This window comes from Kerstersia sp., from assembly GCF_052103615.1.
In the GTDB taxonomy this organism is placed as follows: domain Bacteria; phylum Pseudomonadota; class Gammaproteobacteria; order Burkholderiales; family Burkholderiaceae_B; genus Kerstersia.
Map to the genome: position 1 here is coordinate 111,598 of NZ_JBQEKA010000002.1, position 25,522 is coordinate 137,119.

25 protein-coding genes are annotated in these 25,522 nt (G+C 61.3%); 19 read left to right on the plus strand and 6 right to left on the minus strand.

From position 1 onward, the window contains the following. Positions 1–296 precede the first annotated feature (296 nt). The 19 genes from ACTJGZ_RS01230 (at position 297) to ACTJGZ_RS01320 (ending at position 18,731) form a co-directional block, all read left to right on the plus strand. Positions 297–839 (plus strand): YceD family protein, encoded by a 543-nt coding sequence (locus ACTJGZ_RS01230; RefSeq protein ID WP_441661133.1) that lies wholly within the window; start codon positions 297–299, stop codon positions 837–839. A gap of 87 nt (positions 840–926) precedes the next feature. Further along, positions 927–1,109, plus strand: a complete 183-nt coding sequence (gene rpmF, locus ACTJGZ_RS01235; protein WP_068366782.1) for a 50S ribosomal protein L32 — start codon at positions 927–929, stop codon at positions 1,107–1,109. Between the two features lie 75 nt (positions 1,110–1,184). Next, complete coding sequence (gene plsX, locus ACTJGZ_RS01240) at positions 1,185–2,228, plus strand: phosphate acyltransferase PlsX (RefSeq protein WP_441661134.1); 1,044 nt, start codon at positions 1,185–1,187, stop codon at positions 2,226–2,228. A 10-nt stretch (positions 2,229–2,238) separates the two neighbouring features. After that, positions 2,239–3,213 (plus strand): beta-ketoacyl-ACP synthase III, encoded by a 975-nt coding sequence (locus tag ACTJGZ_RS01245; protein WP_441661135.1) that lies wholly within the window; start codon positions 2,239–2,241, stop codon positions 3,211–3,213. Positions 3,214–3,248: 35 nt separating this feature from the next. Next, a complete protein-coding gene (gene fabD, locus ACTJGZ_RS01250; protein ID WP_441661136.1) occupies positions 3,249–4,184 on the plus strand; it encodes an ACP S-malonyltransferase in 936 nt (311 codons plus the stop codon). Between the two features lie 14 nt (positions 4,185–4,198). Further along, on the plus strand, positions 4,199–4,939 hold the full coding sequence (gene fabG / locus ACTJGZ_RS01255) for a 3-oxoacyl-ACP reductase FabG (protein WP_441661137.1): 741 nt from the start codon (positions 4,199–4,201) through the stop codon (positions 4,937–4,939). Positions 4,940–5,121: 182 nt separating this feature from the next. Beyond that, positions 5,122–5,361: an acyl carrier protein gene (gene acpP / locus ACTJGZ_RS01260; protein ID WP_068366772.1), complete on the plus strand. Its 240-nt coding sequence runs from the start codon at positions 5,122–5,124 to the stop codon at positions 5,359–5,361. A 162-nt stretch (positions 5,362–5,523) separates the two neighbouring features. Beyond that, entirely contained in the window at positions 5,524–6,753 is a 1,230-nt protein-coding gene (gene fabF, locus ACTJGZ_RS01265; RefSeq protein WP_441661138.1) for a beta-ketoacyl-ACP synthase II, read from the plus strand. Between the two features lie 25 nt (positions 6,754–6,778). Then, positions 6,779–7,216 carry a protein YgfX gene (locus tag ACTJGZ_RS01270; protein ID WP_441661159.1) on the plus strand — a complete coding sequence of 146 codons (438 nt, stop codon included), beginning with the start codon at positions 6,779–6,781 and terminating at the stop codon, positions 7,214–7,216. Further along, complete coding sequence (gene rpoE, locus ACTJGZ_RS01275; protein ID WP_441661139.1) at positions 7,213–7,812, plus strand: RNA polymerase sigma factor RpoE; 600 nt, start codon at positions 7,213–7,215, stop codon at positions 7,810–7,812. The genes ACTJGZ_RS01270 and rpoE overlap by 4 nt, the downstream gene beginning before the upstream one ends. 9 nt (positions 7,813–7,821) lie before the next feature. After that, entirely contained in the window at positions 7,822–8,316 is a 495-nt protein-coding gene (locus tag ACTJGZ_RS01280) for an RseA family anti-sigma factor (protein ID WP_441661140.1), read from the plus strand. Between the two features lie 26 nt (positions 8,317–8,342). Next, a complete protein-coding gene (locus ACTJGZ_RS01285; RefSeq protein WP_441661141.1) occupies positions 8,343–9,380 on the plus strand; it encodes a MucB/RseB C-terminal domain-containing protein in 1,038 nt (345 codons plus the stop codon). A gap of 55 nt (positions 9,381–9,435) precedes the next feature. Continuing rightward, positions 9,436–10,926, plus strand: a complete 1,491-nt coding sequence (locus ACTJGZ_RS01290; RefSeq protein WP_441661142.1) for a DegQ family serine endoprotease — start codon at positions 9,436–9,438, stop codon at positions 10,924–10,926. Positions 10,927–11,071: 145 nt separating this feature from the next. Further along, entirely contained in the window at positions 11,072–12,865 is a 1,794-nt protein-coding gene (gene lepA, locus ACTJGZ_RS01295) for a translation elongation factor 4 (RefSeq protein ID WP_441661143.1), read from the plus strand. 13 nt (positions 12,866–12,878) lie between these two features. Next, positions 12,879–13,763, plus strand: coding sequence for a signal peptidase I (gene lepB, locus ACTJGZ_RS01300; RefSeq protein WP_441661144.1), 885 nt, complete (start codon positions 12,879–12,881; stop codon positions 13,761–13,763). Between the two features lie 4 nt (positions 13,764–13,767). Further along, a complete protein-coding gene (rnc, locus tag ACTJGZ_RS01305; protein ID WP_441661145.1) occupies positions 13,768–14,538 on the plus strand; it encodes a ribonuclease III in 771 nt (256 codons plus the stop codon). Next, entirely contained in the window at positions 14,535–15,482 is a 948-nt protein-coding gene (gene era, locus ACTJGZ_RS01310) for a GTPase Era (RefSeq protein WP_441661146.1), read from the plus strand. The genes rnc and era overlap by 4 nt, the downstream gene beginning before the upstream one ends. After that, the gene (gene recO, locus ACTJGZ_RS01315; RefSeq protein WP_441661147.1) at positions 15,475–16,086 is read left to right on the plus strand and encodes a DNA repair protein RecO; all 612 of its coding nucleotides are present in this window, start codon (positions 15,475–15,477) and stop codon (positions 16,084–16,086) included. The genes era and recO overlap by 8 nt, the downstream gene beginning before the upstream one ends. A 347-nt stretch (positions 16,087–16,433) precedes the next feature. Beyond that, positions 16,434–18,731, plus strand: a complete 2,298-nt coding sequence (locus tag ACTJGZ_RS01320; RefSeq protein ID WP_441661160.1) for a FepA family TonB-dependent siderophore receptor — start codon at positions 16,434–16,436, stop codon at positions 18,729–18,731. Between the two features lie 248 nt (positions 18,732–18,979). Here the strand turns inward: ACTJGZ_RS01320 and ACTJGZ_RS01325 are convergent, their stop codons facing one another. The 6 genes from ACTJGZ_RS01325 to ACTJGZ_RS01350 all read right to left on the minus strand — a co-directional run bounded on the left by ACTJGZ_RS01325 (position 18,980) and on the right by ACTJGZ_RS01350 (position 25,512). Then, the gene (locus ACTJGZ_RS01325) at positions 18,980–21,085 is read right to left on the minus strand and encodes a LamG-like jellyroll fold domain-containing protein (RefSeq protein ID WP_441661148.1); all 2,106 of its coding nucleotides are present in this window, start codon (positions 21,083–21,085) and stop codon (positions 18,980–18,982) included. Between the two features lie 345 nt (positions 21,086–21,430). Continuing rightward, entirely contained in the window at positions 21,431–22,459 is a 1,029-nt protein-coding gene (locus ACTJGZ_RS01330) for an isopenicillin N synthase family dioxygenase (RefSeq protein WP_441661149.1), read from the minus strand. Positions 22,460–22,478: 19 nt separating this feature from the next. Then, entirely contained in the window at positions 22,479–23,255 is a 777-nt protein-coding gene (locus ACTJGZ_RS01335) for an amino acid ABC transporter ATP-binding protein (RefSeq protein WP_441661150.1), read from the minus strand. After that, a complete protein-coding gene (locus ACTJGZ_RS01340; protein WP_441661151.1) occupies positions 23,252–23,971 on the minus strand; it encodes an amino acid ABC transporter permease in 720 nt (239 codons plus the stop codon). Before ACTJGZ_RS01340 ends, ACTJGZ_RS01335 begins: the two co-directional genes overlap by 4 nt. Continuing rightward, positions 23,968–24,660 carry an amino acid ABC transporter permease gene (locus ACTJGZ_RS01345; RefSeq protein ID WP_441661152.1) on the minus strand — a complete coding sequence of 231 codons (693 nt, stop codon included), beginning with the start codon at positions 24,658–24,660 and terminating at the stop codon, positions 23,968–23,970. The genes ACTJGZ_RS01340 and ACTJGZ_RS01345 overlap by 4 nt, the downstream gene beginning before the upstream one ends. 15 nt (positions 24,661–24,675) lie before the next feature. After that, positions 24,676–25,512, minus strand: a complete 837-nt coding sequence (locus ACTJGZ_RS01350; RefSeq protein WP_441661161.1) for a transporter substrate-binding domain-containing protein — start codon at positions 25,510–25,512, stop codon at positions 24,676–24,678. Positions 25,513–25,522: the final 10 nt, after the last annotated feature.

The following is a 25,522-nucleotide window of genomic DNA, read 5'->3' on the forward strand; positions in this document are numbered from 1 at the left end:
AGTTGATACCGCAGCGGCGGTGCCGCAGGGTTTGATACAGTTGTGCTGTGTCCCCTCGCTGGCGGATGGACGCGTTGTCGTGCGTGCCCGGCGGTTGCTGGCGTGCCTGCCGTATGTGCCATATGTGCGGTATGTGTGCGGTATGCGCGGCATGTTCCGCTGACCAGGCGGGCGGCGCGAGGCGCAAGACGGACGAAATGCAGCTGCAGGTTTAGGTTAATGGGCAATAGAGGCAATCACGCCCGGGACATCCGGTATGGGGTTCGGGGCAGGATTCGGAATTCGAGGGGCTGGGCATGAGTACTGTCGTCGATATTTTCGAATTCGTGCGTGCCCGCCGCCAGGCCGGTGGCGAGTTGCCCGCTGCGCGTTTTACGCGCATGGTGTCGGATCTTCCGGCGCAGCCCCAGGGTGAGGCAGGTTTGGTGCATTGGCAGGCGGAAGGCGTGCCGGGCCCCTTGCACGGCGAATCGCTGTTGCGCTTGCGCATCCAGGCCCAGCCTGTCGTGATTTGCCAGCGTTGCCTGGCGCCGTTTGCCTGGCCGGTGGATGTTGATACGCTGTTGCAGCCTGTCACCACCGAAGCCGAGCGGGGGGCGGATGCCGATCAGGAAGACGCCGGCAGCGAGAATATGGATGATGGGCCCGAGCAGATTCTGGGTTCGTCGCGCTTCGATCTGCTGGCGCAGGTCGAGGATGAGTTGATTTTGAGTATTCCCTACGCGCCGCGGCATGAAGTCTGCCCGGAAGCGTCGGCGGCGGGTGCCGGGGATGAGCAGGATGCGCCCGCAGCAAAGCGGCCATCGCCTTTCGCGGTGCTGGCAAAGCTGAAAAAGTAAAGTGCCCTTGCCGGGGGTCCGGCGAGGGGTTAGCGGTTAATCAGGCCGGCTTGTCGTACAATCCGTTCCGTTTTCCAGGAGTCCATCATGGCTGTTCAACAAAACAAAAAGAGTCCGTCCAAGCGCAACATGCACCGTTCGCATGATTTCCTTACGAATCCGCCGACGGCGATCGAGCCCAACACGGGCGAAATCCACCTGCGTCACCACATCAGCCCGAATGGCGTGTATCGTGGCCGCAAGGTGCTGAAGACCAAGAACGACGAGTAATTCGACGATTCGCGGTCTGATGCAGAAACATGCCCGGCGATGCTCGCCGGGCTGTCGAACAAATAGCTGGCGATTGTGATACGCATCGCGATAGATTGCATGGGCGGCGATTTCGGCCTGCCCGTCACGGTACCGTCTGCGCTGGATTTTGCCAGCAGGTTCGCTGATGTCCATTTGCTGCTGGTCGGTCAGCCCGACGCCGTATCGTCCGCATTGGCGGCCGATGCGCGTTCGCGCGCGCTCGCCGGCCGGGTGGAAGTCGTGCCTGCGACAGAAGTCGTGGCGATGGACGATTCCGTCGAAGTGGCCTTGCGCCGCAAGAAAGATTCCTCCATGCGCGTGGCGGCCCAGGCCGTCAAGGACGGGCGGGCGGATGCCTGCGTGTCCGCGGGCAATACCGGCGCCTGGATGGCGATCACGCGCTATGTGCTGAAGACACTGGATGGTATTGACCGTCCGGCGATTGCGACGTCCATTCCCAATCAGTTGGGCAGGGCGACGATCATGCTCGACCTGGGCGCTAATGTCGATTGCTCGGCAGACCACCTGCTGCAATTCGGCATCATGGGGTCTGCGCTGGCGCAGGGGCGGGATGCCTCGGCGCGTCCCAGCGTAGGCCTGCTGAATATCGGCGAAGAAATCATCAAGGGCAACGATGTCGTCAAGCATGCCGCCGTGCTGCTGCGTGACAGCCCTTTGAATTTCTACGGCAATGTTGAAGGCAATGACATCTTCAAGGGCACGGTTGATGTCGTGGTCTGCGATGGCTTTGTCGGCAATGCCGTGCTCAAGGCCATGGAAGGCATCGCCAAGATGCTGGGCAGCATGATCCGCGAGGAATTCCAGCGCAACGCGTATTCCATGATGTCGGGTCTGATCGCCAAGCCGGTGCTTAATCGTTTCAAAGACAGGGTGGATCATCGCCACTACAACGGCGCAGCCTTGCTGGGCCTGCGTGGCGTGGTTATCAAAAGCCATGGCTCGGCGGATAGCTATGCCTTTGGCTTTGCCCTGCAGCGCGCGCGCGACGCGGTCGCCAAAGGCGTGCTGGAGCGGACTGCTTCTTATATTGCGCAGATGACGCAACAGGGTGGCGAGTCCCTGGAAACGCCTAATTAATGGAAAAGCTATGCAATATGCCGTGATCGCCGGAACGGGCAGTTTCCTGCCCCCGCGCAGTGTTTCCAACGATGAGCTGGCGGCCGACCTGGCTGCCCGCGGCGTGGAAACCTCCGATGAGTGGATCGTGACGCGAACGGGGATCCGGCAGCGTCATCTGGCCGAGCGTGGTGTGCGCACCAGCGAGCTGGCGACCCATGCGGCATTTGCCGCGCTGAAAAATGCCGGCGCCAAGGCTGAAGAAGTAGATCTCATTATCCTGGCGACTTCGACGCCGGATTTCGTCTTTCCCAGCACTGCCTGTCTGGTTCAAGCCAACATAGGCGCGGCCAATGCTGCCGCCTTCGATGTGCAGGCGGTCTGCAGCGGCTTTGTTTATGCCATGACGACAGCGGATGCCTATATCCGTGCGGGTCGGGCGCGCTGCGCGCTGGTCATCGGCGCCGAAGTGTTTTCCAGCATCCTGGATTGGAGCGACCGCGGCACCTGCGTGTTGTTCGGGGATGGAGCGGGCGCTGTCGTATTGCGCGCGGCTGATCAGCCGGGCATTCTGGCTGCCCACCTGCAGGCGGACGGAACCCAGAGCAAAATCCTGTGCGCGGCCGGCAATGTCGCTTACGGCGAAGTGTTTGGCGACCCTTTCCTGCGCATGGACGGGCAGGCCGTGTTCAAACAGGCGGTGACGGTGCTGGATCGTTCCGCGCGCAATGTGTGCGAACAGGCTGGCCTGAGCCTCGATGATATCGACTGGATGGTGCCGCATCAGGCTAATGTCCGCATTCTGGCTATGCTGGCGCGCAAATTGGGCGTGCCGCAGGACAAGGTAATCGTTACCTTGGACCAGCATGCCAATACTTCTGCTGCCAGCGTTCCGTTGGCCCTGGATACCGCGCGGCGCGATGGCCGCATCCAATCCGGGCAGCACGTGCTGCTGCAGGGTGTGGGCGGCGGTTTCACCTGGGGCTCGGTGCTGGTGCGCATGTAATTGCCCCCAGACTTCATCAAACAGGAGACGCATTGATGAAACTCGCGTTCGTCTTTCCGGGCCAGGGCTCGCAATCGGTAGGCATGCTGGATGCCTGGGCCGGGCAGCCTGACGTGGCTGCCGTGATGGCCGAAGCCAATGCCGCGCTGGGCGAAGACCTGGCCGCGCTGATTGCCCAGGGGCCGGCAGAACAACTGAATCTGACAACCAATACCCAGCCTGCCATGCTGGCGGCTGCCGTGGCGGCCTATCGCGCCTGGCGCGCGGCAGGCGGCCCGCAGGCCGCTGTCATGGCTGGCCACAGCCTGGGCGAATATTCCGCCCTGGTGGCGGCAGGCGCCTTGTCTTTGGCGGATGCCGTGCCGCTGGTGCGCGTGCGTGCCAACGCCATGCAGCAGGCGGTGCCGGTGGGCGAAGGCGGCATGGCTGCCATTCTGGGGCTGGATGACGACACCGTCCGCGCTGTGTGCCGCGAGGCCGCGCAGGGCGAAGTGGTCGAAGCGGTGAATTTCAATGCGCCTGCGCAGGTCGTGATTGCCGGCCATAAAGGCGCGGTTGAGCGCGCTTGCGCCGGTGCCAAGGCGGCGGGCGCCAAGCGCGCGTTGCCGCTGCCGGTCTCTGCACCATTCCACTCCAGCCTGCTGCGTCCTGCCGCGGACGTGCTGGCGCAGGCGCTGGCGGGTGTAACGGTGAATACGCCTGCCGTGCCGGTCGTCAATAACGTCGATGTGGCCGCGGAAACGGCGCCGGCAGCCATCCGGGACGCTCTGGTGCGTCAGGCCTGGCATCCCGTACGCTGGGTGGAGACCGTGCAGGCCTTCCGTGCGCAAGGCGTCACCCACATTGTGGAATTCGGGCCGGGCAAGGTATTAACCGGATTGGTGCGCCGCATCGAGCCGGAAATCAGTGCTTTGTCGGTGGCGGACCCTGCCTCGCTGGAAGCGGCGCTGGCTGCGCTGGCAGGCGCTTGAAGAGCTAGGAGCGGATGATGGAATTGCAAGACAAAATTGCACTGGTGACGGGCGCTTCCCGCGGCATTGGCCGTGCTGTCGCCCTGGAACTGGCGGCGCGCGGCGCGAAAGTCGTGGGTACGGCGACCTCGGAAGCTGGCGCGCAGGATATCAGCGCTGCCCTGGCTGCCCATGGCGGCCGCGGCGTCGTCTTGAACGTGAATGATGCGGCAGCTTGCGCAGCGCTGGTCGATGAACTGGCGGCCGAAGGCGGCGGCCCGCACATTCTGGTCAATAACGCGGGCATTACGCGTGACATGCTGGCCTTGCGCATGAAGGACGAAGATTGGGACGCCGTGCTGGAAACCAATCTGACAGCGGTATTCCGCATGTCCCGCGCCGTCATGCGGCCGATGATGAAAGCCCGCTGGGGCCGTATCATCAATATTACGTCGGTAGTTGGCGCCAGCGGCAATGCCGGGCAGGCTAATTACGCCGCCGCCAAAGCAGGCGTGGCCGGAATGGCCCGTGCGCTGGCCCGCGAACTGGGCAGCCGTGGAATCACGGTAAACTGCGTTGCTCCGGGTTTTATCGAGACTGACATGACGCGCGCGCTGGGCGAAAATCAGACCAGCGCGCTGCTGTCGCAGATTCCCCTGGGCCGCCTGGGCGACCCGGCGGATATTGCCAACGCGGTGGCCTTCCTGGCCGGCCCGCAGGCAGGTTACATTACGGGCAGCACGCTGCACGTGAACGGTGGCATGTATATGCAGTAATGCCGCTATCCCGGTGGTCTGGCAGCCTTGAACAAGGGGCGCCGGATGGCAGGGATTTGTCAAAGGCGTACGCCGCGCAGCAGCTTGTTGCGCGAGTACATGTTTTTTTTGTCACGGCCGGTGTTTGAAAATTTTCACGCTTGGCTATAATTCGCGGGATTTTTCCCCATTTGGAGATCTGCATGGAAAGCATCGAACAGCGCGTCAAGAAGATCGTCGCTGAACAACTTGGCGTCAACGAAGCCGAGGTCAAGAACGAATCTTCCTTCCTTGACGACCTCGGTGCCGATTCGCTCGACATGGTCGAATTGGTCATGGCGCTGGAAGACGAATTCGAAACCGAGATCCCCGACGAAGAGGCGGAGAAGATCACCAACGTTCAGCAAGCCATCGACTACGTCAGCGCCAACCTGAAGTCGTAATCCTTGTTGTCTGTGATTGGTATCGGGCGCGCCTGGCGCGCCTGACCGTCAGGCGGTTACTGAAGACTAGCGACGAATTCCGATCGACCGGTCATCCTGGCTGATACGGCGTTTGTCGTTGTCTGCAGGCCGCTTTTTCTTTGTCTGTTTTAGGAGTCACCCGTGAAGCGACGTGTCGTAATTACAGGCCTGGGTATCGTCAGCCCCGTCGGCAACGACATCGCTACGGCATGGGACAACATCGTCAACGGACGGTCCGGGATCGGGCGTATTACCCGCTTCGATCCGTCTGGCCTGACGGCCCAGATCGCCGGCGAAGTAAAAGATTTTGAGGTCACGCAATATTTCCCGTCCAAGGAAGCGCGTCAAATGGATACCTTCATCCATTATGGCGTCGCCGCGGGCGTGCAGGCGTGGCAAGACAGCGGGCTGGAAATTACCGAAGCCAATGCGGACCGGGTCGGCGTGATCGTCGGGTCTGGCATCGGCGGCCTGCCGCGTATCGAAGAAACCCAGACCGAATATCTGGAGCGCGGTGCCCGGCGCATTTCGCCGTTCTTCGTGCCGGCTTCGCTGATCAACCTGATTTCCGGGCAGCTGTCGATTCGTTTTGGCATGCGCGGCCCGAGCTATGCCGTGGTGTCCGCGTGTACGACGGGCTTGCATAGCATTGGTGACGCAGCTCGACTGATCGAGTACGGCGACGCCGATGTCATGCTGGCCGGTGGCGCTGAATCGACCGTATCTCCCTTGGGAATTGGCGGTTTCGCGGCCATGCGCGCTCTGTCGCTGCGCAATGACGATCCGGAAACGGCATCCCGTCCCTGGGACCGTGACCGCGACGGCTTTGTGCTGGGCGAAGGCGCTGGCGTGCTGGTGCTGGAAGAATACGAGCACGCCCGCAAGCGCGGTGCGCGTATCTACGGTGAATTCGCAGGCTACGGCATGAGTTCCGATGCCCACCACATCACGGCGCCCAACCGTGAAGGCCCGGCGCGCGGCGTGCAGAATGCGCTGCGCAATGGGGGGGTCAACGCCGAAGACGTGAGTTATGTGAATGCGCACGGTACTTCGACGCCGCTGGGCGACAAGAACGAAACCGAAGCGCTGAAGCTGGCATTTGGCGACCATGCGCACAAGCTGGTCGTGAATTCGACCAAGTCCATGACTGGCCACTTGCTGGGCGCTGCCGGCGGCATCGAAGCCGTGTTCACGACGCTGGCCGTTTATAACCAGGTGTCGCCGCCGACCATCAACCTGTTCAATCAGGATCCCGAGTGCGATCTGGATTACTGCGCCAATCAGGCGCGTGATCTCAAGATCGACGTGGCTCTGTCGAACTCCTTTGGTTTTGGCGGTACCAACGGTTCGATGGTCGTCCGCAAGGTCTGACCACGTGGAAGCCGCCGGGCAGGGCGTGCTATTGGTTACGCCTGAAAGGAGCCAGCGCCGCCGCGCGCTGGCACTTTCCGTTAGTATGGCGTCAGGCGCATGCCTGGCGCTGGTTCTGTCCTGGCATATGGCGGACACCTGGCTGGCTTGGCTGGCAGGGGTGTTCGCCATGTTTGTCATGGCCTGGCATGAACGCCGCCTGGTATCGCGCCAGGGCCTGTTGCGCGTTGATGCTCAAGGCGAACTCAGTATTGGGACACGGTCGGGCTGGCAGGATATTCGCTGCTGGTCGGCCCAGGCATCAGCATGCTGCCTGGCGTTGCGGCTGGAAGGGCCGCAAGGCGTGCGGCATATGACTATCTGGCGCGATGCCGTTGAGCCGGCAGGCTGGCGGCGCTTGAATCTGCTGGCGGTGCGCCAGCAGTTCAATCTGGGTGAGCCGCGTCCGGGAGGGACTGCATGAGTGAAAAAGAGGTCGATAGCGCCTTAGTTGCCCGTGTGCAGCAAGGCGACAAGACAGCATTTGATCTGCTGGTGCGCAAATACCAACGCAAGATCATGCGTCTGCTGTCGCGCATGATCCGTGATCCGGCAGATTTGGAAGATGTCGCGCAGGAAACATTTATCAAGGCCTATCGCGCCTTGGGTCAGTTCCGTGGCGATAGCGCGTTCTACACCTGGCTGTACCGTATTGCCATCAATACGGCACGCAATTGGCTGTCGGCGTCCGGGCGCCGTCCCAGCGGGACAGGCGTGCTGGAAAACGAGGACGGTGAAACTTTTAGCGAAACTGACAACCTAAGCGATATCAGCACACCAGAATCGGTGCTTGCCAGCCGCGAAATTGCCGCGACGGTCAATGCAGTGATCGAGGAACTGCCGGAAGAGCTGCGTACGGCTATCGTGCTGAGGGAAATCGAGGGGATGAGCTACGATGAAATTGCTCAGACCATGAATTGTCCTATTGGAACGGTAAGGTCGCGGATTTTCCGCGCGCGGGAGGCAATCGCCGCCCGTTTGCGCCCGTTGCTGGATACGGATCAGGAACGGCGCTGGTAAGGAGCTAGCATGCAGTCAAGTACGCAAAGGCGAGAGGCCGAGGCGGATGTTCTGTCGCGTGAACAGGCATTGTCCGCTTTCATGGACGGCGAAAGTGGCGATATCTGGCCTATGGAGCTGGAGACGCCCAAGGGACGTCAGGATTGGGATGCCTATCATCTGATTGGCGACGTATTGCGCAGTCCTGGCCTGTCGATACAGGTTTCGGAAAAATGGCGGGTACGGCTGGCCGGCGCGCTGGAGCAGGAGCCCACGCTGATGGCCCCGCGCCGGGGCGGCCGCGTTTGGCGCTTCGGCCTGTCAGGGCTGGCGGTTGCCGCTGCCGTGGCGTCGGTGGCCTGGGTCGCGCAACCCTATTTTTCCACGGGCACATCACCTGCGCCGGTACTGGCCGATGGCCGTTCGGTCGAGGCGCCTGCGCTGCTGGAATATGTTGATGCCCATCGCGAACTGGCGAATCCTGGCTCCGGTATTCGTCAGGTTTCCTTTGACGGCGGCCTGTGAAACGGCCGGCACTGGGACGGGCAGCCATGAAGAGACAAGCGGCAACAGAAGAGCGTCTGCGCCGTTCGGGCTGGCTCGGCATTGCAGGCCTGGCGGGAGCCCTGTGGCTGGCGGGTCCGGCGCTGGCGGCGCCGGCAGACACGGCTCTGAGCGAGCCGCAAGCCAAAGCCTTGCTGGATCGCGTCCAGGCGGCCGCGCGCGATGAGGATTACAGCGGTATCCTGATCTATCAGCAGGGCCAGGCCCTGCAGTCCTCGCTGCTGGCGCACATCATGGATGGCACGGGCGAGCGCGAGCGCATGTATGCGCTGGACGGCGAACCCAGGGAATATCTGCGCCACAACGACGATGTCAGCTATGTGCTGCCGCAGCGCAAGCTGGTCAAGCAGGAGTCCGGCAAGTCCGGCCGCTTCCCCTCGCTGTTGCAGGGCGATGCGGCGAATCTGCTGCAGCATTATGTCGTGCGTGTGGACGACAGCGGCCTGGCGCGTATTGCCGGGCGCCCCTGCCAGGTTGCTTACATTGAGCCCAAAGACAACTACCGCTATGCCCACCGGGTCTGCATAGACCAGGCGACAGGCCTGCTGCTGAAAGCGCAGATTCTCGGGCAGGATGGCCAGGTGCTGGAACAGTATGCGTTCGCCGCCCTGGATACCGGGGCCGACGTGAATCCGGCGCGCTTGCGCGGCGGGGCAGTGGAACCCGCCTGGGAAGTGCAAAACAGCCGCATGGAAGAGGTCGATCTTGCCAGTCAGGGTTGGCGCATTGCGCCGCCGCCGGGTTTTGTGCCGGTGATGCAAGTGCAAAGAAATTTAAACCACCGTGAAACTGTTAGCCAGTTGGTGCTGTCAGATGGTTTGGCGGCTTTCTCGGTGTTTATCGAGCCCCTGCAATCTGCATCGCGCACCGGGCGTCCGGTGCGTGAACAGGCGCAGCGGGGCGCAACCCATATTCATGGTGTGCGCATCGCCGATTACTGGCTGACGGCGGTGGGCGAGGTGCCTGCCGATGCGCTGGCGCACGTGGTCGATGCAGTGGAATACGTGCCGGGCGCGCCGCAGTAAGAGACCTTAACCCTGGGTTCCCCGCAAGGGAATGAGCATGGAGCAGAAGGCTATTATGCGTAGTGACTTTTTGATGACCGGACTCTTCCGTTCTGCCGCCCTGCGGGCGGCAACCCTGGCGCTGGCAGCGTGTATGACGCTGGGCGCGCAGCAGGCGATGGCGCAAACGCGCACACTCGACGGTCTGCCGGATTTCACGCCTATCGTGGAAAAGACCGAAGGCTCGGTCGTGAATATCCGTACCACTGCGACCGTGCAGCCGCGTGGCGGCATGCCTGGTTTCGGCGGCGATGATCCCTATGAAATGTTCCGCTGGTTCTTCGGCCCCGATATGGTGCCTCCCGGCGCCGGACGCCGCCCCGGGCCTGGGCCTGGCGCTGGGCAGGCACCGGCCGAACCGCGCACCGTGCCGCGTGGCATAGGCTCGGGCTTCATCGTGTCCGATGATGGCTATATCCTGACCAACAACCATGTTGTCGATGGCGCGACCGATATTTTCGTGACCTTCACGGACGGCCGTGAGGTCAAGGCACGCCTGATCGGCGCTGATGCGCGTACCGATGTGGCAGTCATCAAAGTAGATGACCAGAAGGATTTGCAGCCTTTGGCCATTGGCGATTCCAACAAGTTGCGCAAGGGGCAATGGGTGCTGGCCATCGGCTCGCCTTTTGGCCTGGAATCCACCGTGACGTCCGGCATCGTGAGCGCCATCGGCCGTGAGACGGGAGATTATCTGCCGTTCATCCAGACTGATGTTGCCGTGAACCCCGGTAATTCCGGCGGCCCGCTGATTAATCTGGATGGCGAAGCCGTGGGGATCAACTCCCAGATCGTGACCCGTAGCGGCGGCTTTATCGGCATTTCGCTGGCCATTCCGATTGATGAAGCCATGCGCGTGGTAGATCAGCTCAAAGCCAATGGCCGGGTGGTGCGCGGCCGTATCGGCGTGCAGATCTCGGAAGTCAGCAAGGATGTGGCGGATGCCATCGGCCTGCCCAATTCGCAAGGCGCGATGGTCAGCATGGTCGAAGAAAAAGGCCCGGCAGAAGCGGCTGGCGTGCAGGCGGGCGATGTGATCGTGCGTTTCAATGACCATGAAATCAAGCGCTGGTCCGACTTGCCGCGCCTGGTGGGCGATACCAAACCGGATACCAAGGCACCGCTGGAAATCTGGCGCAAGGGCAAGAAAATGACCTTGAGCGTGCGGATTGGTGAAATTCCGGCGGACGAAAGCCAGGCAGCGGCTCAGGCCCCGGCTGTGGCGGATGCCAATGCGTTGGGCCTGGTGGTTGCGCCGCTGGATGCCGAAGCGCGGACGGCGTTGAAGGTGGCTGGCGGTGTGGTGGTGCGCCGTGCCGAAGGGCCGGCAGCGGCTGCGGGCATCCGTGAAGGGGATGTGTTGCTGACGCTCAACACCCAGGATATCACTGCGCCGGATCAGTTCAACAAGCTGGTTTCCGAGCTTAAACCCGGCAGCCGCACGGCCTTGTTGGTGCGCCGTGATGACATCAGTCTGTGGGTAACCTTGGAACTGCCGGCGAAGTAAGGGTAAAACCCGCTAAAATGGATGGTTGCCGCAAAAAGGGGCGCGTTGCGCCCCTTTTTGCTATCACGGCTAATTCTCGGCCGGGCGGCGAATGCCTGCCAGCCGGGTATTGGCTGGCCTGTTTCCGCCTTTTTCATGACGGTTTATGCAGCATATCCGCAATTTCTCCATCATTGCCCACATCGACCACGGTAAATCGACGCTGGCGGATCGCCTGATCCAGCGCTGCGGAGGTTTGCAGGACCGGGAAATGTCGTCGCAGGTGCTCGATTCCATGGATCTTGAGCGCGAGCGCGGCATCACCATCAAGGCCCAGACCGCGGCATTGACCTATAAGGCCAACGATGGCCAGGTCTATCAGCTCAATTTGATCGACACTCCGGGGCACGTCGATTTCTCTTATGAAGTCAGCCGTTCGCTGTCCGCCTGCGAAGGGGCGCTGCTGGTTGTGGATGCCTCGCAAGGGGTAGAAGCGCAGACAGTCGCCAATTGCTATACCGCTATCGAGCTGGGCGTAGAAGTTCTGCCGGTGCTCAACAAAATGGATCTGCCGCAGGCCGATCCTGAGAGCGCCCGTTCGGAAATCGAAGAAGTGATCGGCATTGATGCGTCGCAGGCGGTGCTGGCCAGCGCCAAGAGCGGCTTGGGGATAGACGATATCCTGGAAATGGTGGTGGCCAAGGTGCCGCCGCCACGAGGCAGTGTGGATGAGCCTTTGCAGGCGCTCATTATCGACTCCTGGTTCGATAATTACGTTGGCGTCGTCATGCTGGTGCGTATCGTCAATGGCGTCCTGCGCACCAAGGACAAAATTCTGCTGATGGCGACGGGCTACACGCATCTGTGCGAGCAGATCGGGGTGTTCACACCCAAGTCGGTCAAGCGCGACAGCCTGTCGGCAGGCGAAGTCGGTTTCATCATTGCCGGCATCAAGGAACTGGAACACGCCAAGGTTGGCGATACCGTCACGCTGGCGGGCAAGTCCGCGCAGAAGGCCTTGCCGGGGTTCAAGGAAGTGCAGCCGCAGGTCTTTTCCGGCCTGTATCCAGTGGAATCCAGCGAGTATGACCAGTTGCGTGATGCCCTGGAAAAGCTCAAGCTCAATGACGCCGCGCTGATGTTCGAGCCGGAAGTGTCGCAGGCGCTGGGCTTTGGTTTCCGCTGCGGCTTTCTGGGCCTGCTGCACATGGAAATCGTGCAGGAGCGCCTGGAGCGCGAGTTCGACATGGATATCATCACGACCGCGCCGTCGGTCGTGTATGAAGTGATGCAGCGCGATGGCGAACTGCTGAGGGTAGAGAGCCCGTCACGCATGCCGGAAGTGGGCAAGATCGAAGATATCCGCGAGCCCATCGTGAAGGTGACGCTGTTCATGCCGCAGGAGTATGTAGGCCCGGTCATGACGCTGTGCAACCAGAAGCGTGGCGCGCAGATCAACATGAGCTACCACGGCAAGCAGGTGCATCTGGTGTACGAAATCCCGCTGGCCGAAATCGTGCTGGATTTCTTTGATCGCCTGAAATCCGTTTCGCGCGGCTATGCGTCGATGGACTATGAGTTCATGGAATACCGGTCGGCGGATGTGGTCAAGGTGGATCTGCTGATCAACAGTGACCGCGTGGATGCGCTGTCCATGATTGTTCACCGCAGCAACGCCCGTTTCCGGGCCCGGGAAGTGGTGTCCAAGATGCGCGAACTGATCCCGCGCCAAATGTATGATGTGGCCATCCAGGCGGCGATTGGCGCGGAAATCATTGCGCGCGAAAACGTCAAGGCATTGCGCAAGAACGTGCTGGCGAAGTGCTATGGTGGCGATATCTCGCGCAAGAAAAAGCTGCTTGAGAAACAGAAGGCAGGCAAGAAGCGCATGAAGCAGGTTGGCTCAGTGGAAATCCCGCAGGAGGCGTTCCTGGCCATCTTGCAGGTCGAGGATAAATAAGGTTGGAACGCGGATGAGCTGGAATTTCGCCCTGATATTGTTTCTGCTGCTGGTATTGACGGGGGCCGTCAAGATCATCGACCGGGTATGGTTGAGGAAAGCCAGGGCAGCGCGTGCCGAAGCGGAAATCCAGCGTCAGCTCAAAGAAGGCGTGCTGGACGCGGATTCTGCCGAAGAGCGTTCGCGCGCCTTGCGCAACAAGCTGAACCGCGCGCCCTGGTGGGTGGAATACGCGGTCAGCTTCTTTCCCGTCATCCTGTTTGTGTTCGTGCTGCGGTCATTCATTGTCGAACCGTTCCGCATTCCTTCCGGATCCATGTTGCCGACGCTGCAATCCGGCGATCTCATCCTGGTGAACAAATTCAGCTACGGCATCCGTTTGCCGGTGCTGGATCAAAAAATCATTCCCATTGGCGAGCCGCAGCGCGGTGATGTCGTGGTGTTCCGTTATCCGGTCGAACCGCAGACGGACTACATCAAGCGTATCGTGGGCCTGCCAGGCGATGAAGTTGCGTATATCAACCAGACTTTGCTGATCAATGGCAAGGTCGTGCCCCATGTGCGCGACGGCGATTATTACGACCCGGAGCGCATGGCTTACGGTGCGCGATATATCGAGACCCTGGGCGAGCGCAAGCATGACATTCTGCTCAATGAAAACGCCATGCCGAACCTGAGCCCGATCTGGCGCTTCCCGTACTTCGACCAGTGCCGTTATGGCCGCGAAGGCGTGCGTTGCATTGTGCCGGAAGGGAATTATTTTGTGTTGGGCGACAACCGCGACAATAGCCTGGATAGCCGCTATTGGGGGTTCGTGCCTGATGAAAACCTGGTTGGCCGCGCGTTCTTCATCTGGATGAATTTCCGTGAGCCCAGCCGTATCGGCGGATTTAAATAAGACAATGACCCCTTTGCGTTTGCTGGAACAGCGCATAGACCATAAGTTTACGGACGCGGACCTGCTGGACCAGGCCGTGACACACCGCAGTCACAGCGGCAAGCACAACGAGCGCCTGGAATTCCTGGGGGATTCCGTGCTGAACTTTGTGGTGGCGGATCTGCTGTACCAGCGCTATGAAAAGCTGGATGAGGGCGATTTGTCCCGTATCCGCGCCAATCTGGTCAAGCAGTCCGCGTTGGCGGATATTGCCCAGACGCTGTCGCTGTCGGAGTTTCTGCGTCTGGGTGAAGGCGAGTTGAAGAGCGGCGGCTACCGCCGTCCCTCGATTCTGGCCGATGCGCTCGAAGCCATTTTTGGCGCCGTCTTTCTCGACTCCGGCTTTGATGAAGCGCGCCGGGTGATCCGGCGTCTGTACGAACCTGTGCTGGAAAGCGTGGACCCGCATACCTTGGGCAAGGACGCCAAGACCTTGCTGCAGGAATTCCTGCAGGGCCGAAAATTGCCGCTGCCGGTATATACCGTGCTGGCCATTCACGGCGCGGCGCACGACCAGCAGTTCGAGCTGCAGTGCGCCATCGCGTCCTTGAATATTCATGTCACCGCCGCTGGCGGCAGCCGCCGGGCGGCCGAGCAAATTGCTGCGGCAGAAGCACTGACGCAGGCTCAGCGTGCCTGTCCTGCGCCGTTGCGCGGCAAGGCAGCCAAAAAATCCTCGCAGTCGGCGCTGACCGTTGCGGTTGAACAGGAGCGCATGAAGCGCAAAAGCACATGAGCGAGAAGAATAAAGAAACGGAAGCCGCAGCGGATCTGCCGGCAGAAAACGCGGTGGATACCGATTACCGTTGCGGCTTCGTCGCTCTGGTAGGCCGTCCCAACGTAGGCAAATCGACGCTGTCGAACGCATTGATAGGCGCCAAGCTCTCCATCGTGTCGCGCAAGGCGCAGACGACACGGCATCGCATTCAGGGTGTTCTGACGCGTGATGACGCCCAGTTTGTCTTTGTCGATACGCCGGGTTTTCAGACCCGTCATGGCGGCGCCATGAACCGCATGATGAACCGCGTCGTCACCCAGGCGCTGGCGGATGTGGATGTGGTGGTGCATGTGGTCGAAGCCGGCAAATGGTCGGAAGGCGATGCCAAGCTGCTGCCGCTGCTGCCCAAGGGCAAGCGTGTCCTGCTGGCCGTCAACAAGGTGGATTTGCTCAAACAGCGCAACGATCTCTTTCCTTTCGTGGCCAAGCTCACCGCCTTGTACCCCTACGATGCCGTAGTGCCCGTCAGCGCAGCCAAGGACAAGCAGCTGGATGTCCTGCTGACTGAGATCGCCGCAGGCTTGCCGCAGGGCGAAGCCATGTTCGAGCCGGATACATTGACGGACCGGCCGATGCGCTTCATTGCTGCCGAACTGATCCGGGAAAAAATCTTCCGCCTGGTGGGTGACGAGCTGCCTTATGGCTGCACCGTCGTGATCGAACAGTGGGAAGAAAACGAGAACGGCGGTGTGCGCATTGCCGCCTGTGTGGTGGTGGAGCGTGAAAGCCATCGTCCCATTCTGTTGGGGGCGGGCGGGCAGCACATGAAACGCATCGCCACTGAAGCGCGCCAGGATATTTCCAAGCTGCTTGAGCAGCCGGTGTTCCTTGAAATCTATATCAAGGTGCGCAAGGGCTGGTCCGAGCGTGAAAGCGCGCTGCGCGATCTGGGATATGAATAAACGCGCCCGGCGCGTCAATGATGTTATTGCCTACCTGCTGCATGCGACGGCATGGCGGGAAACCTCGCTGATCGTCCAGGCGTTCAGCCGGGAGCACGGTTGCGTGGCGCTGGTGGCCAAGGGGGCCAAGCGCCCCTATTCCACGCTGCGTCCGGTGCTGCATACCTTTCAGCCCTTATTGCTGTCCTGGAGCGGGGCAGGTGAGGTCAAGACACTGGTGCGCGCCGATATCGCCGGGCTGATGCCCCTATCCGGCGCGGCGCTGATGTCTGCCTGGTATATGAACGAATTACTGCTGCGTCTGCTGCCGCGTGAAGATGCCTATCCGGAAGTCTTCGATGCCTATGAAGCGGCATTGCGCCAGCTGGCCAGCGGCGGCCCGGCGGTTGCGGCGCTGCGCCGCTTCGAGTGGACCTTGCTGCGCGAAACTGGTTACGGGCTGGATGAAGAAGAACCGGATTTTTCAGCCTTGGAAAATGAGCCGGGTTTGCGGGCGCGGCTGCGTGAACGTCTGGCGGAGCATTTGGCCGGCCGTCAATTGGCGACGCGGCGGGTACTGATCGACTTGCAGCGCTGGCTGGCGCAAAACCAGCCGGCAGCCTGAGGCGTTACGCGCTGCTGCAGGCAGGCCGCGGCAACCGGGAATGATCGCCCCAGCGGGGCGGGCCGTTTTCCCCGCCTTATGGGGGTGTGAACGGCGGCGGCGGGATGCGCTGCTGCGCTTGGCTTGCAAAGCGGCAGATACCGTAACCGGAAAGATGTATCCGGCAAGATACGAATCTATGGTGTGGATCACAGGCTACAGGATTCTTATGGTTTCTTGTTCATATCCCGCTTTCATGCAAGAATCGAAAGAGAATGGTTCTTAATGTATTTTCTCTTATCCTGCGTATTTGGTCATGCAAGAAAGACCGAATCCGGCAGGATATTTCTTGAGTGAGACTTCCCTTTATGTTCCAAACCGCCCAATTCCGGTTAAGCCGGATAGCCGCTGCGTTGTGCCTGTTGTCCGCATTACCGGTCGTGCAAGCCCAACAAGCCCAGCCCAGTCAGCCCGTGCAGCCGTCACGCGAACTGGAAGCCGTGACGGTACTCGGCACGGCGGCTGAAGAGCAAAAAGAAGCCTTGGGCGTCTCGGTGATCACGGCAGCGGAACTGGAAAAGCGGCCGCCCGCGTCGGATCTGGCTGAAATCCTGCGCCGGGAGCCCGGCGTGAACCTGACCGGTAGCGCTGCTTCCGGGATGCGCGGCAACCGCCGTCAGATAGACATCCGCGGCATGGGCCCGGACAACACCATGGTGCTGATCGACGGCCGCCCGGCCAGTTCGCGCAATGCGTCGCGCCAGGGCTGGACGGGTGAGCGTGATACCGATGGCGATACCGGCTGGGTGCCGCCGGAAGCCATCGAGCGCGTTGAAATCCTGCGCGGCCCGGCGGCTGCGCGTTATGGCTCGGGCGCCATGGGCGGTGTGATCAACATCATCACCAAAAAGCCGACGGACGAGTTCCATGGCTCGGTCACGACCTATAACGACTGGCACCAGGATTCGGACGAAGGCCATAGCCGCCGCGCCACCTTCCTGCTGTCCGGCCCGGCAACCGATAAGCTGGGCTTCCGTCTGTATGGCGGCTATGCCAAGACCACGCCGGATGCCTTGAACCTGAATGATGGCCATGGATCCTATACGGAAAATGACATCACGGCGGCTGCCGGTAAGACTGGTAAGCGGGATCGCTATGTGAATGGCGAGCTGCTGCTGGATATTGATTCGCGCCAATCGCTGGAACTGGATCTGGGCTTTAGCCGTAAGAGCGACCTGTATTCCGGGGATACCCAGAATATGAATAGCAAGGACACGGCGAGCAATCCTATTTTCCAGTCGGTCAAGGATCTTTGGGGCTCTGAAACCACGATTGTTTATCGTACCGATCTCGGGCTGACGCATAAGGGCAACTGGGACTGGGGGGTATCCAACCTCGGTGTGAGCTATGGCTACACCCGTAACTCTCGCGGTGCTGAAGGTTTGTTCGGCGGGCCTGAAGGCGCATTCCTGGGGGAAACTTCAGCCCCGCAAAGCCGCTATGAAAGCCGCTTCAAGGAATGGCGTCTGGACGGTGATGTCAGCCTGCCGCTGGATTTCGGCGGCCTGGAGCAAATGTTGACCGTCGGCGCGGAATGGAAGCGTGAGTCGCTGGATGATCCCGGCAGCTTCCGCAAACTGACCCTGGGCGCCCAGAATCTCGAACCTATTGGTGTGGTTGGACGTGACGGGCAGAGCAAACTGGCATACAGCAGCTTTGCCATCTGGGTGGAAGACAACGTGCGTGTGACGGATGCGTTTACCCTGACGCCTACCGTGCGCTTCAATCATCACGAAGAATTCGGCAATAACGTCAGCCCAGGCCTGACGGCGTCCTATATGGTCAATGATGTCTGGACGATTCGCGGCGGGATTGCGCGGGCTTACAAGACGCCTAACCTGTATCAGGCCAACCCGAACTATCTGTTGTATAGCCGGGGCATCGGCTGCCGCACGGCCTTGACGCCCAATGGCGGCTGCTATTTGCAAGGCAATGACGACCTGAAGAGCGAAACCAGCATCAACAAGGAAATCGGGGTGGCCTATGACGATGGCATTTTCAATGCCAGCCTGGCTTACTTCCGCAACGATTACAAGAACAAGATCGTCGCGGGCGTGGATCCCGTTGGCCAAGTGGCATTGAAGGCGGATAACCCCTACTTGCTGCAATGGGCGAATACGCCCAAGGCGGAAGTGTCCGGCCTGGAAGGCAATGTCTTTATTCCGTTCACGGATGCGGTGTCCTGGAATACGAATTTCACCTACATGATTTCGTCCAAGGACAAGACTTATAACCAGCCGCTGAGCATCATTCCCAAGTACACCGTCAATTCCTGGCTGGATTGGGCCGTCAGCGAACGCCTGTCTTTGCAGGCAGCTCTGACTTGGTACGGCAAACAGGAAGCGGCTGATTTCGATATCCGCCGCGGGGGTGAGGTTGTCTCGCGGCCTGGCCTGCATCCTTACGCGCTGGTCGGCCTGAATGGCGGATATGAAATCAACAAGAATTTCAGCGTGCGCCTTGGGATCGAAAACCTCTTTAACAAGCGTCTGTACCGCACCGGTTTGAATACTGGAACCAGCAATGAGGACGTGTTGGGCGCAGGGGCACAGACCTACAACGAGCATGGCCGCAATTATTTCCTGAATCTCACGGCCCGCTTCTGATGGCCTGCTGATCGCTGCCAACCGGCCAGACTCTGCTGCCCTTTTGGCAGAGGCCTGGCAGGGCCGCGAAGTGAAAAATGCCGCATGACCGCCAGTTCCGGCGCCATGCGGCATTTTTTTTACGGCATTTTTTCGCGGCATCCGGATCTGGCGGTTACAGCATCCGGAAGTTCCGGCCTGCGCCGGAACACGGGTCAGACACGTGTTCCGGCGTCCCGGCGCCGCGCGTCACGCAAGCCGGGCGCGGCTCAGCTGCGGCGTGCCGTCAGCCATTGCTCAGGCGCCAGCGGCGTGGCGGCGACGCGGACTTCGCCGAGCTGGCCGAAGAAGCCGTCGGTCCGTTCGCCTTCCCAGCTGCCTGCGCCTATGACCCAGGGCAGGGCGGCACCGGCGCTGGCCAGCCCGCTGGCGTTGCCGGAATTACGCAGCACCGGGGCGCCTTCGATATACATGGTGCTTTCCTTGGTGGCAGGGTCGGCCACGATGGCAATGTGCACCCAGGTGTCGGCCATGATTTCACCCGACCAGCTGGCCTGTGGCGAGCGGCTGCCCGATTGGGCCGTCACCACTTCCCACTGGATTTCCCGCAGGCTGGAGACGGCAAACAGCAGCGGCGGCGATTCCGGGTCGCCACCGGCAAAGCCAGGCACCGAACCGCGCATGCCGTCGCGCGTCATGATGTTCATCCACGCGTGCAGGCTGGAGTTCCAGTCCTTGTCGAGCTTCACGAAGGCTTCAATGGTGTAGCCGCTACTGGCAAATTCCATGGCATTGAGCGCAGCGCTGGTGTCGGTCAGGAAATAGCTTAGGCGGCCTTCACGCTTGTTGGTATTGAGGAAGCGGACCGAACCCGGGGCGGCTGACAGATGGTGGCGGTCATCCGACCACACCATGTCTTCCAGGCGGGCCGTCGTGACACCGCGTTCGGTATTGAGCGCGGCGCGGCGGATCGGGTTGGCGCCGGTTTCATCGGCGATGACATGGTTGACTGGCACAGGGGTTCCCGTGCTGCCGCCAAAGAAACGCCAGTGGGCAACGGTGGCGGCAACGTGCGCGTAATCATCGCTGTCCGCAGGGGGACGCGGCTCAATGACTTCCGGTTCGGTATAGCCATTCAGAATCAGCGCGCTGGTCTGGGCCACGATGGCGGCCCGCTTGCCCTGGCCGGCGGTAAACGATTTATTGAAGCCGGAAAAGCGCTCGGCGAAATTCATGGGGATCGTCAGCCGCTCATTGCTGCCGGTCAGCACCGCCTGATCGAAACGCGTCAGCGTATTGGCGGGCTTTTGCACCACCCAGGGCGAGAAGGACAGAATGTCGATCAGATTGTTGGTCAGGTCGAATTCATACAGCCGCATCAAGCCGTTGCCGCCTTGATAGGCCATCTGGTAATCGACCACCATCAACTCGACATTGCGGCCGAAGTCATTCTTTTTGGTCAGGTGGGCGGCGCCGTGATGGTGGCCGTTGAGCGTCATGAAGATCTGGTCATTGTCGCGGATCAGCTTGTCCCAGAGCATCAGGCCATAAGACGTTTCCAGCGGGCTGACGCCATCGCGGTCGATATTGAGCAACTGGTGGTTCACCAGGATGACGGGTACGGTCGGGTGCTTGGCAATGACCTCGCGCGCCCAGGCAATACCGGCGTCAGACACCCGCCAGGAGAGCGACAGCACCATGAACTGCTGTCCTTCGGCTTCGAAGATGTGATATTCGTGGAAGCCGCTGCTGTCGCGGGCGCCGAAGGTGGGCTGCCATTTGGCGCGGGTAGGGCCGAACCATTGCAGATAGGGTTCGGCAGCCAGATCGCGCTGCGCATCGGTACCGCTTTGCTGGCTGCTGGCATCCACATAACCGCGGTCGCTCAGCACATCATGATTGCCTGCCAGGATGGAGTAAGGCACTTTGCCGGTTTCGAGCACTCGCATGGCCTGATCGGCCACCTTCCACTGATCGGGCTTGCGCACCTGATCGACGACATCACCGAGGTGCGCCACAAAAGCGATGCCCAGTTCGCGGGCATGTTCGGCAATCCAGTAGGTTTGGGCCATGAACGGCTCGCTGCCGAACTTGCGGCTGTACTGGCTGTTCTCGTCCGGCGTCGCGTAGCGTGCGTAAAACTGGGTGTCGGGCAGGACAGCCAGGGCGAACCGGGACGCGCCTTCAGGCTCGGGCGCGGGAGGGTTCAGGTTACCGGCGTCGTCATCATCATGGCTGCTGCCACAGGCCGTCAGCAAGACGGAGCCGCCCAGCGGCAGCAGACCGGCAGCCAGGCTGCCGCGCAGCAGGCGGCGGCGTGAAGAATCGGCGGGGGCCAGCGGGGAAACAGAATGATCGGGAGGGGTAGAAGACATGATGCGGTCAAAAAATCCAGCCATTGAAGAAAGACCAGTTTGTACCGTTCGAGCATGTCAGCACCGTGACAGCCCGCCGGACAAGGGGGGGCTTTCGTGACGGCCTGAGCATGTGCGATGCTCAGGCGTGCGCATCAATTTTGTTGAGTGCCGCTCAGGCGCGCATCGAGTATCCGCATGAAGCCATTCCAGGCATCCAGAGATCGCGCTCAATATTTTCCCGTACCCGAGCCAGCGGCCGGCCGGGCGGGTGCTGGCAAGGCGGCGGCGTGGAAGCGGCGATAGACCGCCTGCCGCTTGCCGCGGCCTGAAAGTCCTAAGGGGGCGTAAAAAACCTGAAAGGACTTAGAGCACTTCGCGGCGCAGTTCGGGGAAAACCTTGGAGACCTTGTCCAGCAGGTAGTCGCCATAGATGCCGTTGAAGGCATGGACATTGGCGCGGTCCCAGCGCTCGGCGCTGTCATCCTGGGCAGGGGCATCGGCCAGGCCTTCGATACGCTGCACCCGCGCGAAGAAATTCGGGTCGAAAAACAGCGGGAAGGACAGGCGGTCATGGCCTGAGGTATTGCGTTTGACGCGGTGCGGCGTGGATTTGTAGAGCCCGCCCGTCATGCGGTCCAGCATGTCGCCGATATTGCAGACGAAGGCGCCGGCCACTGGCGGCGCGTCTATCCAGCCCCCGGGCGTGCGGACTTCCAGCCCGCCGATATGGTCCTGCAGCAGGATGGTCAGCAAACCGTAGTCGGTATGTTCGCCCACGCCCCACTGCACATCCAGCCCTTTGGGCACGGCTTGCGATGGATAGTTGAAGATGCGGAACAGGATCAGCGGATCCGCCGTGTAGCGGTCATGGAAGTAGCTGGCCGGCAGGTCCAGGCTGAGTGCGATGCCTTCCATCAGTTGATGGCCCAGCTGGGTGGTGGCGGCCATGTATTCGAGGATGGTTGCGCGCAGGCCGGGGACGTCCGGGAACTGGTTGGCGCCGTGCACGGGTGTGCCGGCCTGTACCAGCGGATGGTCGGCGGGAAGTTCCGTGCCCAGGTACAGGCCTTCCTTCCAGTCCGGGCGGCCGGAGGTCAGTTCGCCGCCCAGCGGGAAGTAGCCGCGCCAGGCGCGGCCGCCCAGCGCCATGCGCCACTGCAGCTTGGTGGCTTCGTCAAGATTGAAGAAATCATGGCTCAGGCGTTCCAGGCGGCTGATCAGTTCCGGGCTGACGCCATGGCCGTTGACATAGAAAAAACCATGCTCGCGGCAGGCAGCGCGGATGTGTTGCGCCACCTGGGCACGCCCGCTGGTATCGCCGGGCTCGCGCAACGCGGCAACGTCGATAATGGGCAGGCTGGCTGGGGCAGGGGAAACAGTCGGGGTGGTCATGATGGCTCTCTGGCGGGAATCAGGCAGCAGGTTGCGCCGCAGGCTCAGCAGTCGGGGCGGCAAAAGGGGAACGGATGTCCGCCAGGAACTTCTGCGCGCGCGGGTGCTGCGGGCGCTCGAAGAAATCCTTGGGCGTGCCGCGCTCCAGCACTTGGCCGGCATCCATGAAAATAATGCGGTCGGCCACTTCGCGGGCAAAGCCCATTTCGTGGGTCACGCACACCATGGTCATGCCTTCGCGGGCCAGGTCGCGCATGACCAGCAGCACTTCGCTGACCATCTCCGGGTCCAGCGCGCTGGTTGGCTCATCGAACAGCATCAGCGGCGGCTCCATGGCCAGTGCGCGCGCGATGGCCACGCGCTGCTGCTGGCCGCCGGACAGAGAATGCGGCATGGCGTCCGCTTTGACGGCCAGACCGACGCGTTCGAGCAAGGCCATTGCGCGGGTGCGGGCCTGGGCGGCCGACAGGCCGCGCAGCCGCATGGGGGCCAGCGTGCAGTTTTCCAGCACACTCAGGTGCGGGAACAGATTGAATTGCTGGAAAACAAAGCCGATGTGCGAGCGGAATTCGTTCAAATCCAGCTTGGGGTCATAGATATCCTGGCCGTTCACGCGAATCGTGCCGGATTGAATCGGCTCCAGGCGGTTGATGGTGCGGATCAGCGTGGATTTGCCGGAACCGGAAGGGCCGCAGACGACGACCACTTCGCCTTTGGCGATGGTTTCATTGACATCGGTCAGCGCCTGGTACTTGCCGTACCATTTGTTGACGTTTTCGAACTGAATCATGTTCATGCGGGAACTCCTTGGGGTTCTTGCTGCGCCTGGGGGCGCCGCGCCAGCCGCCGTTCCATGGCGTAAGCGCAGCGCGACAGCGCGAAGCACAGCAGGAAGTAGGTCAGGCCCAGCACCAGATAGATTTCTACCGGATGAGTCATAACCTGGGTGTTGATCTGCGAGGTGACGAAGGACACTTCGGACAGGCCGATGATATAGCCCAGCGAGGTTTCCTTGATGGTGGAAACGAACTGATTCACCAGCGACGGCAGCATATTGACGAGCGCCTGCGGCAGGACGACAAAACGCATGGCGCGGAAGTAGCCCAGGCCCAGCGAACGCGCGCTTTCCATTTGTCCCTGGGGCAAGCCCTGGATCCCGGCGCGCACGATTTCTGACAGATAGGCGGCGTCGAAAATCACCAGGGCGATCAGCATGGTGCCGAATTGGTCGGTTTTCACGCCGGTGACGCTGGGCAGGAAGAAATACGCCCAGAACACGACCATCAGCAGTGGCGTGCCGCGCACGATGAAAACCAGCCCGGTGACGGGCCAGCGCAGCAGCCGCCAGGGGCTCAGGCGCGCAAAGGCCAGCACCACGCCCAGCGGGAATGCCAGCAGCAAGGCCGAGACGGCCAGCAACAAGGTCAGCGCCAGCCCGCCCAGCGGGCCATTGGGATATTGGCCGATGAGGAAGTACAGCCAATAAGTGTCGATGATTTCCAGAAAGCTCATAGCGCCCTCGCCGGATAACGGTGCTGGTACCAGGCGGCCAGCGCGGTGATGAGCAATGACAGGCCCAAATAGGAGGCCGAGGCGAAGGCGAAGGCCTCGAAGCTGCGGAAACTGGCGCTCTCGACCTGGCCGGCCTGATACATCAGTTCCGACACGCCGATGACCGTGGCGATGCTGGTGCCCTTCCAGAGATTCAAGGTTTGCGAAATCAGCGGCGGCACCGTAATGCGCACGGCCTGCGGCAGGATGACCAGGCGCATGCTTTCAAGGTAACTGAAGCCCAGCGCCCGGGCGGCTTCGGATTGCACCGGGGCAACGGCGCGGATGCCGCTGCGTATGTCTTCGGCCATATAGGCGGCGGTATAGAGCGACAAGGCGACGATGGCTGCCACAGCTTCGATTTCGCCGTCATACAGCCAGAAACGCACGCTTTCCGGCAGCAGTTCGGGAGCGCCGAAATACCAGAACAGCATCTGCGCCAGCAAGGGGACATTGCGGATGGCTTCCACATAGGCCATGCCCAGCGCGCGTAGCGGCGCGAAACGCGACAGGCGCATCAGCGCCACGATAACGGCCAGCGGCAGCGCACAGGCCAGCGAGACGATGAACAGCAGCAGCGACAGGCGCAGCCCGGCCATCAGCATCTCGTGATACTGGCCGCCCATCAGCATGGAAAGATCAAAACCCATGGTCACCCGCCGGCGTCAGGGCTGTGAAGCCTCGAAGCGGAAGTCCCGCTGCGTGTAACCATGGCGGGTCTCCGGGCCATACCATTTGAAGAACAGGCTCTCGGCCTTGCCGTCCTGTTCCAGGGCGCCTAGCGCTTCATTGACGGCGGCGCGCAGTGCCGGTTCGTCCTTGCGCAGACCAATACCGACAGTCGTGGTGCTGACGCGTTCGGGCAGCATGACATAGTCATCCGCCTTGGGGCCGGCCTTGGAAAGCACGCCGATCAGGCCGGATTCATCGTCCACGAAACCTTCGGCCTTGCCTTGCTGCAGGGCGAGGAAGGCCTGCGGCGCGCTATCGAAACTGACGACTGTCACGCCGGGCACGGCGGCCTTGATATTGTCTTCCTGGGTGCCGCCCTTGATGGTGACGACTTTGCGGCCATCCAGTTCGGCAACATGCGCCAGACCGGTACGGCGCGGCACCAGAACCTTCTGGCCCGTCACGAAAATGGGCAGCGAGAAATCGACTTGTTGTTCACGCTCGGGAATGCGCGCCAGCGCGGCAGCCAGGATATCGACGTGCCCTTGTTGCAGCGAAGGGATGCGCGCGGCGACGGCAATCTGGCGAAAGACGGGTTTGACGCCCAGGGCCTGGGCGACTTCATTGCCCAGGTCGATTTCATAGCCGACCAATTGGCGACTTTGCGGGTCGATGAAACTGTAGGGTTCGGCTGTGCCCAGCACGCCGATGACGATTTCGCCCTTGGCGCGGATGTCGTCGAGCTGGTCGGCCTGCGCGGCGGACAGCGGCAAGAGGGTGGCGAGGGCACTCAGGGCGAGGCCGGCGGCCAGTGTGAGTTTGCGGATCATAGCGGTGGAT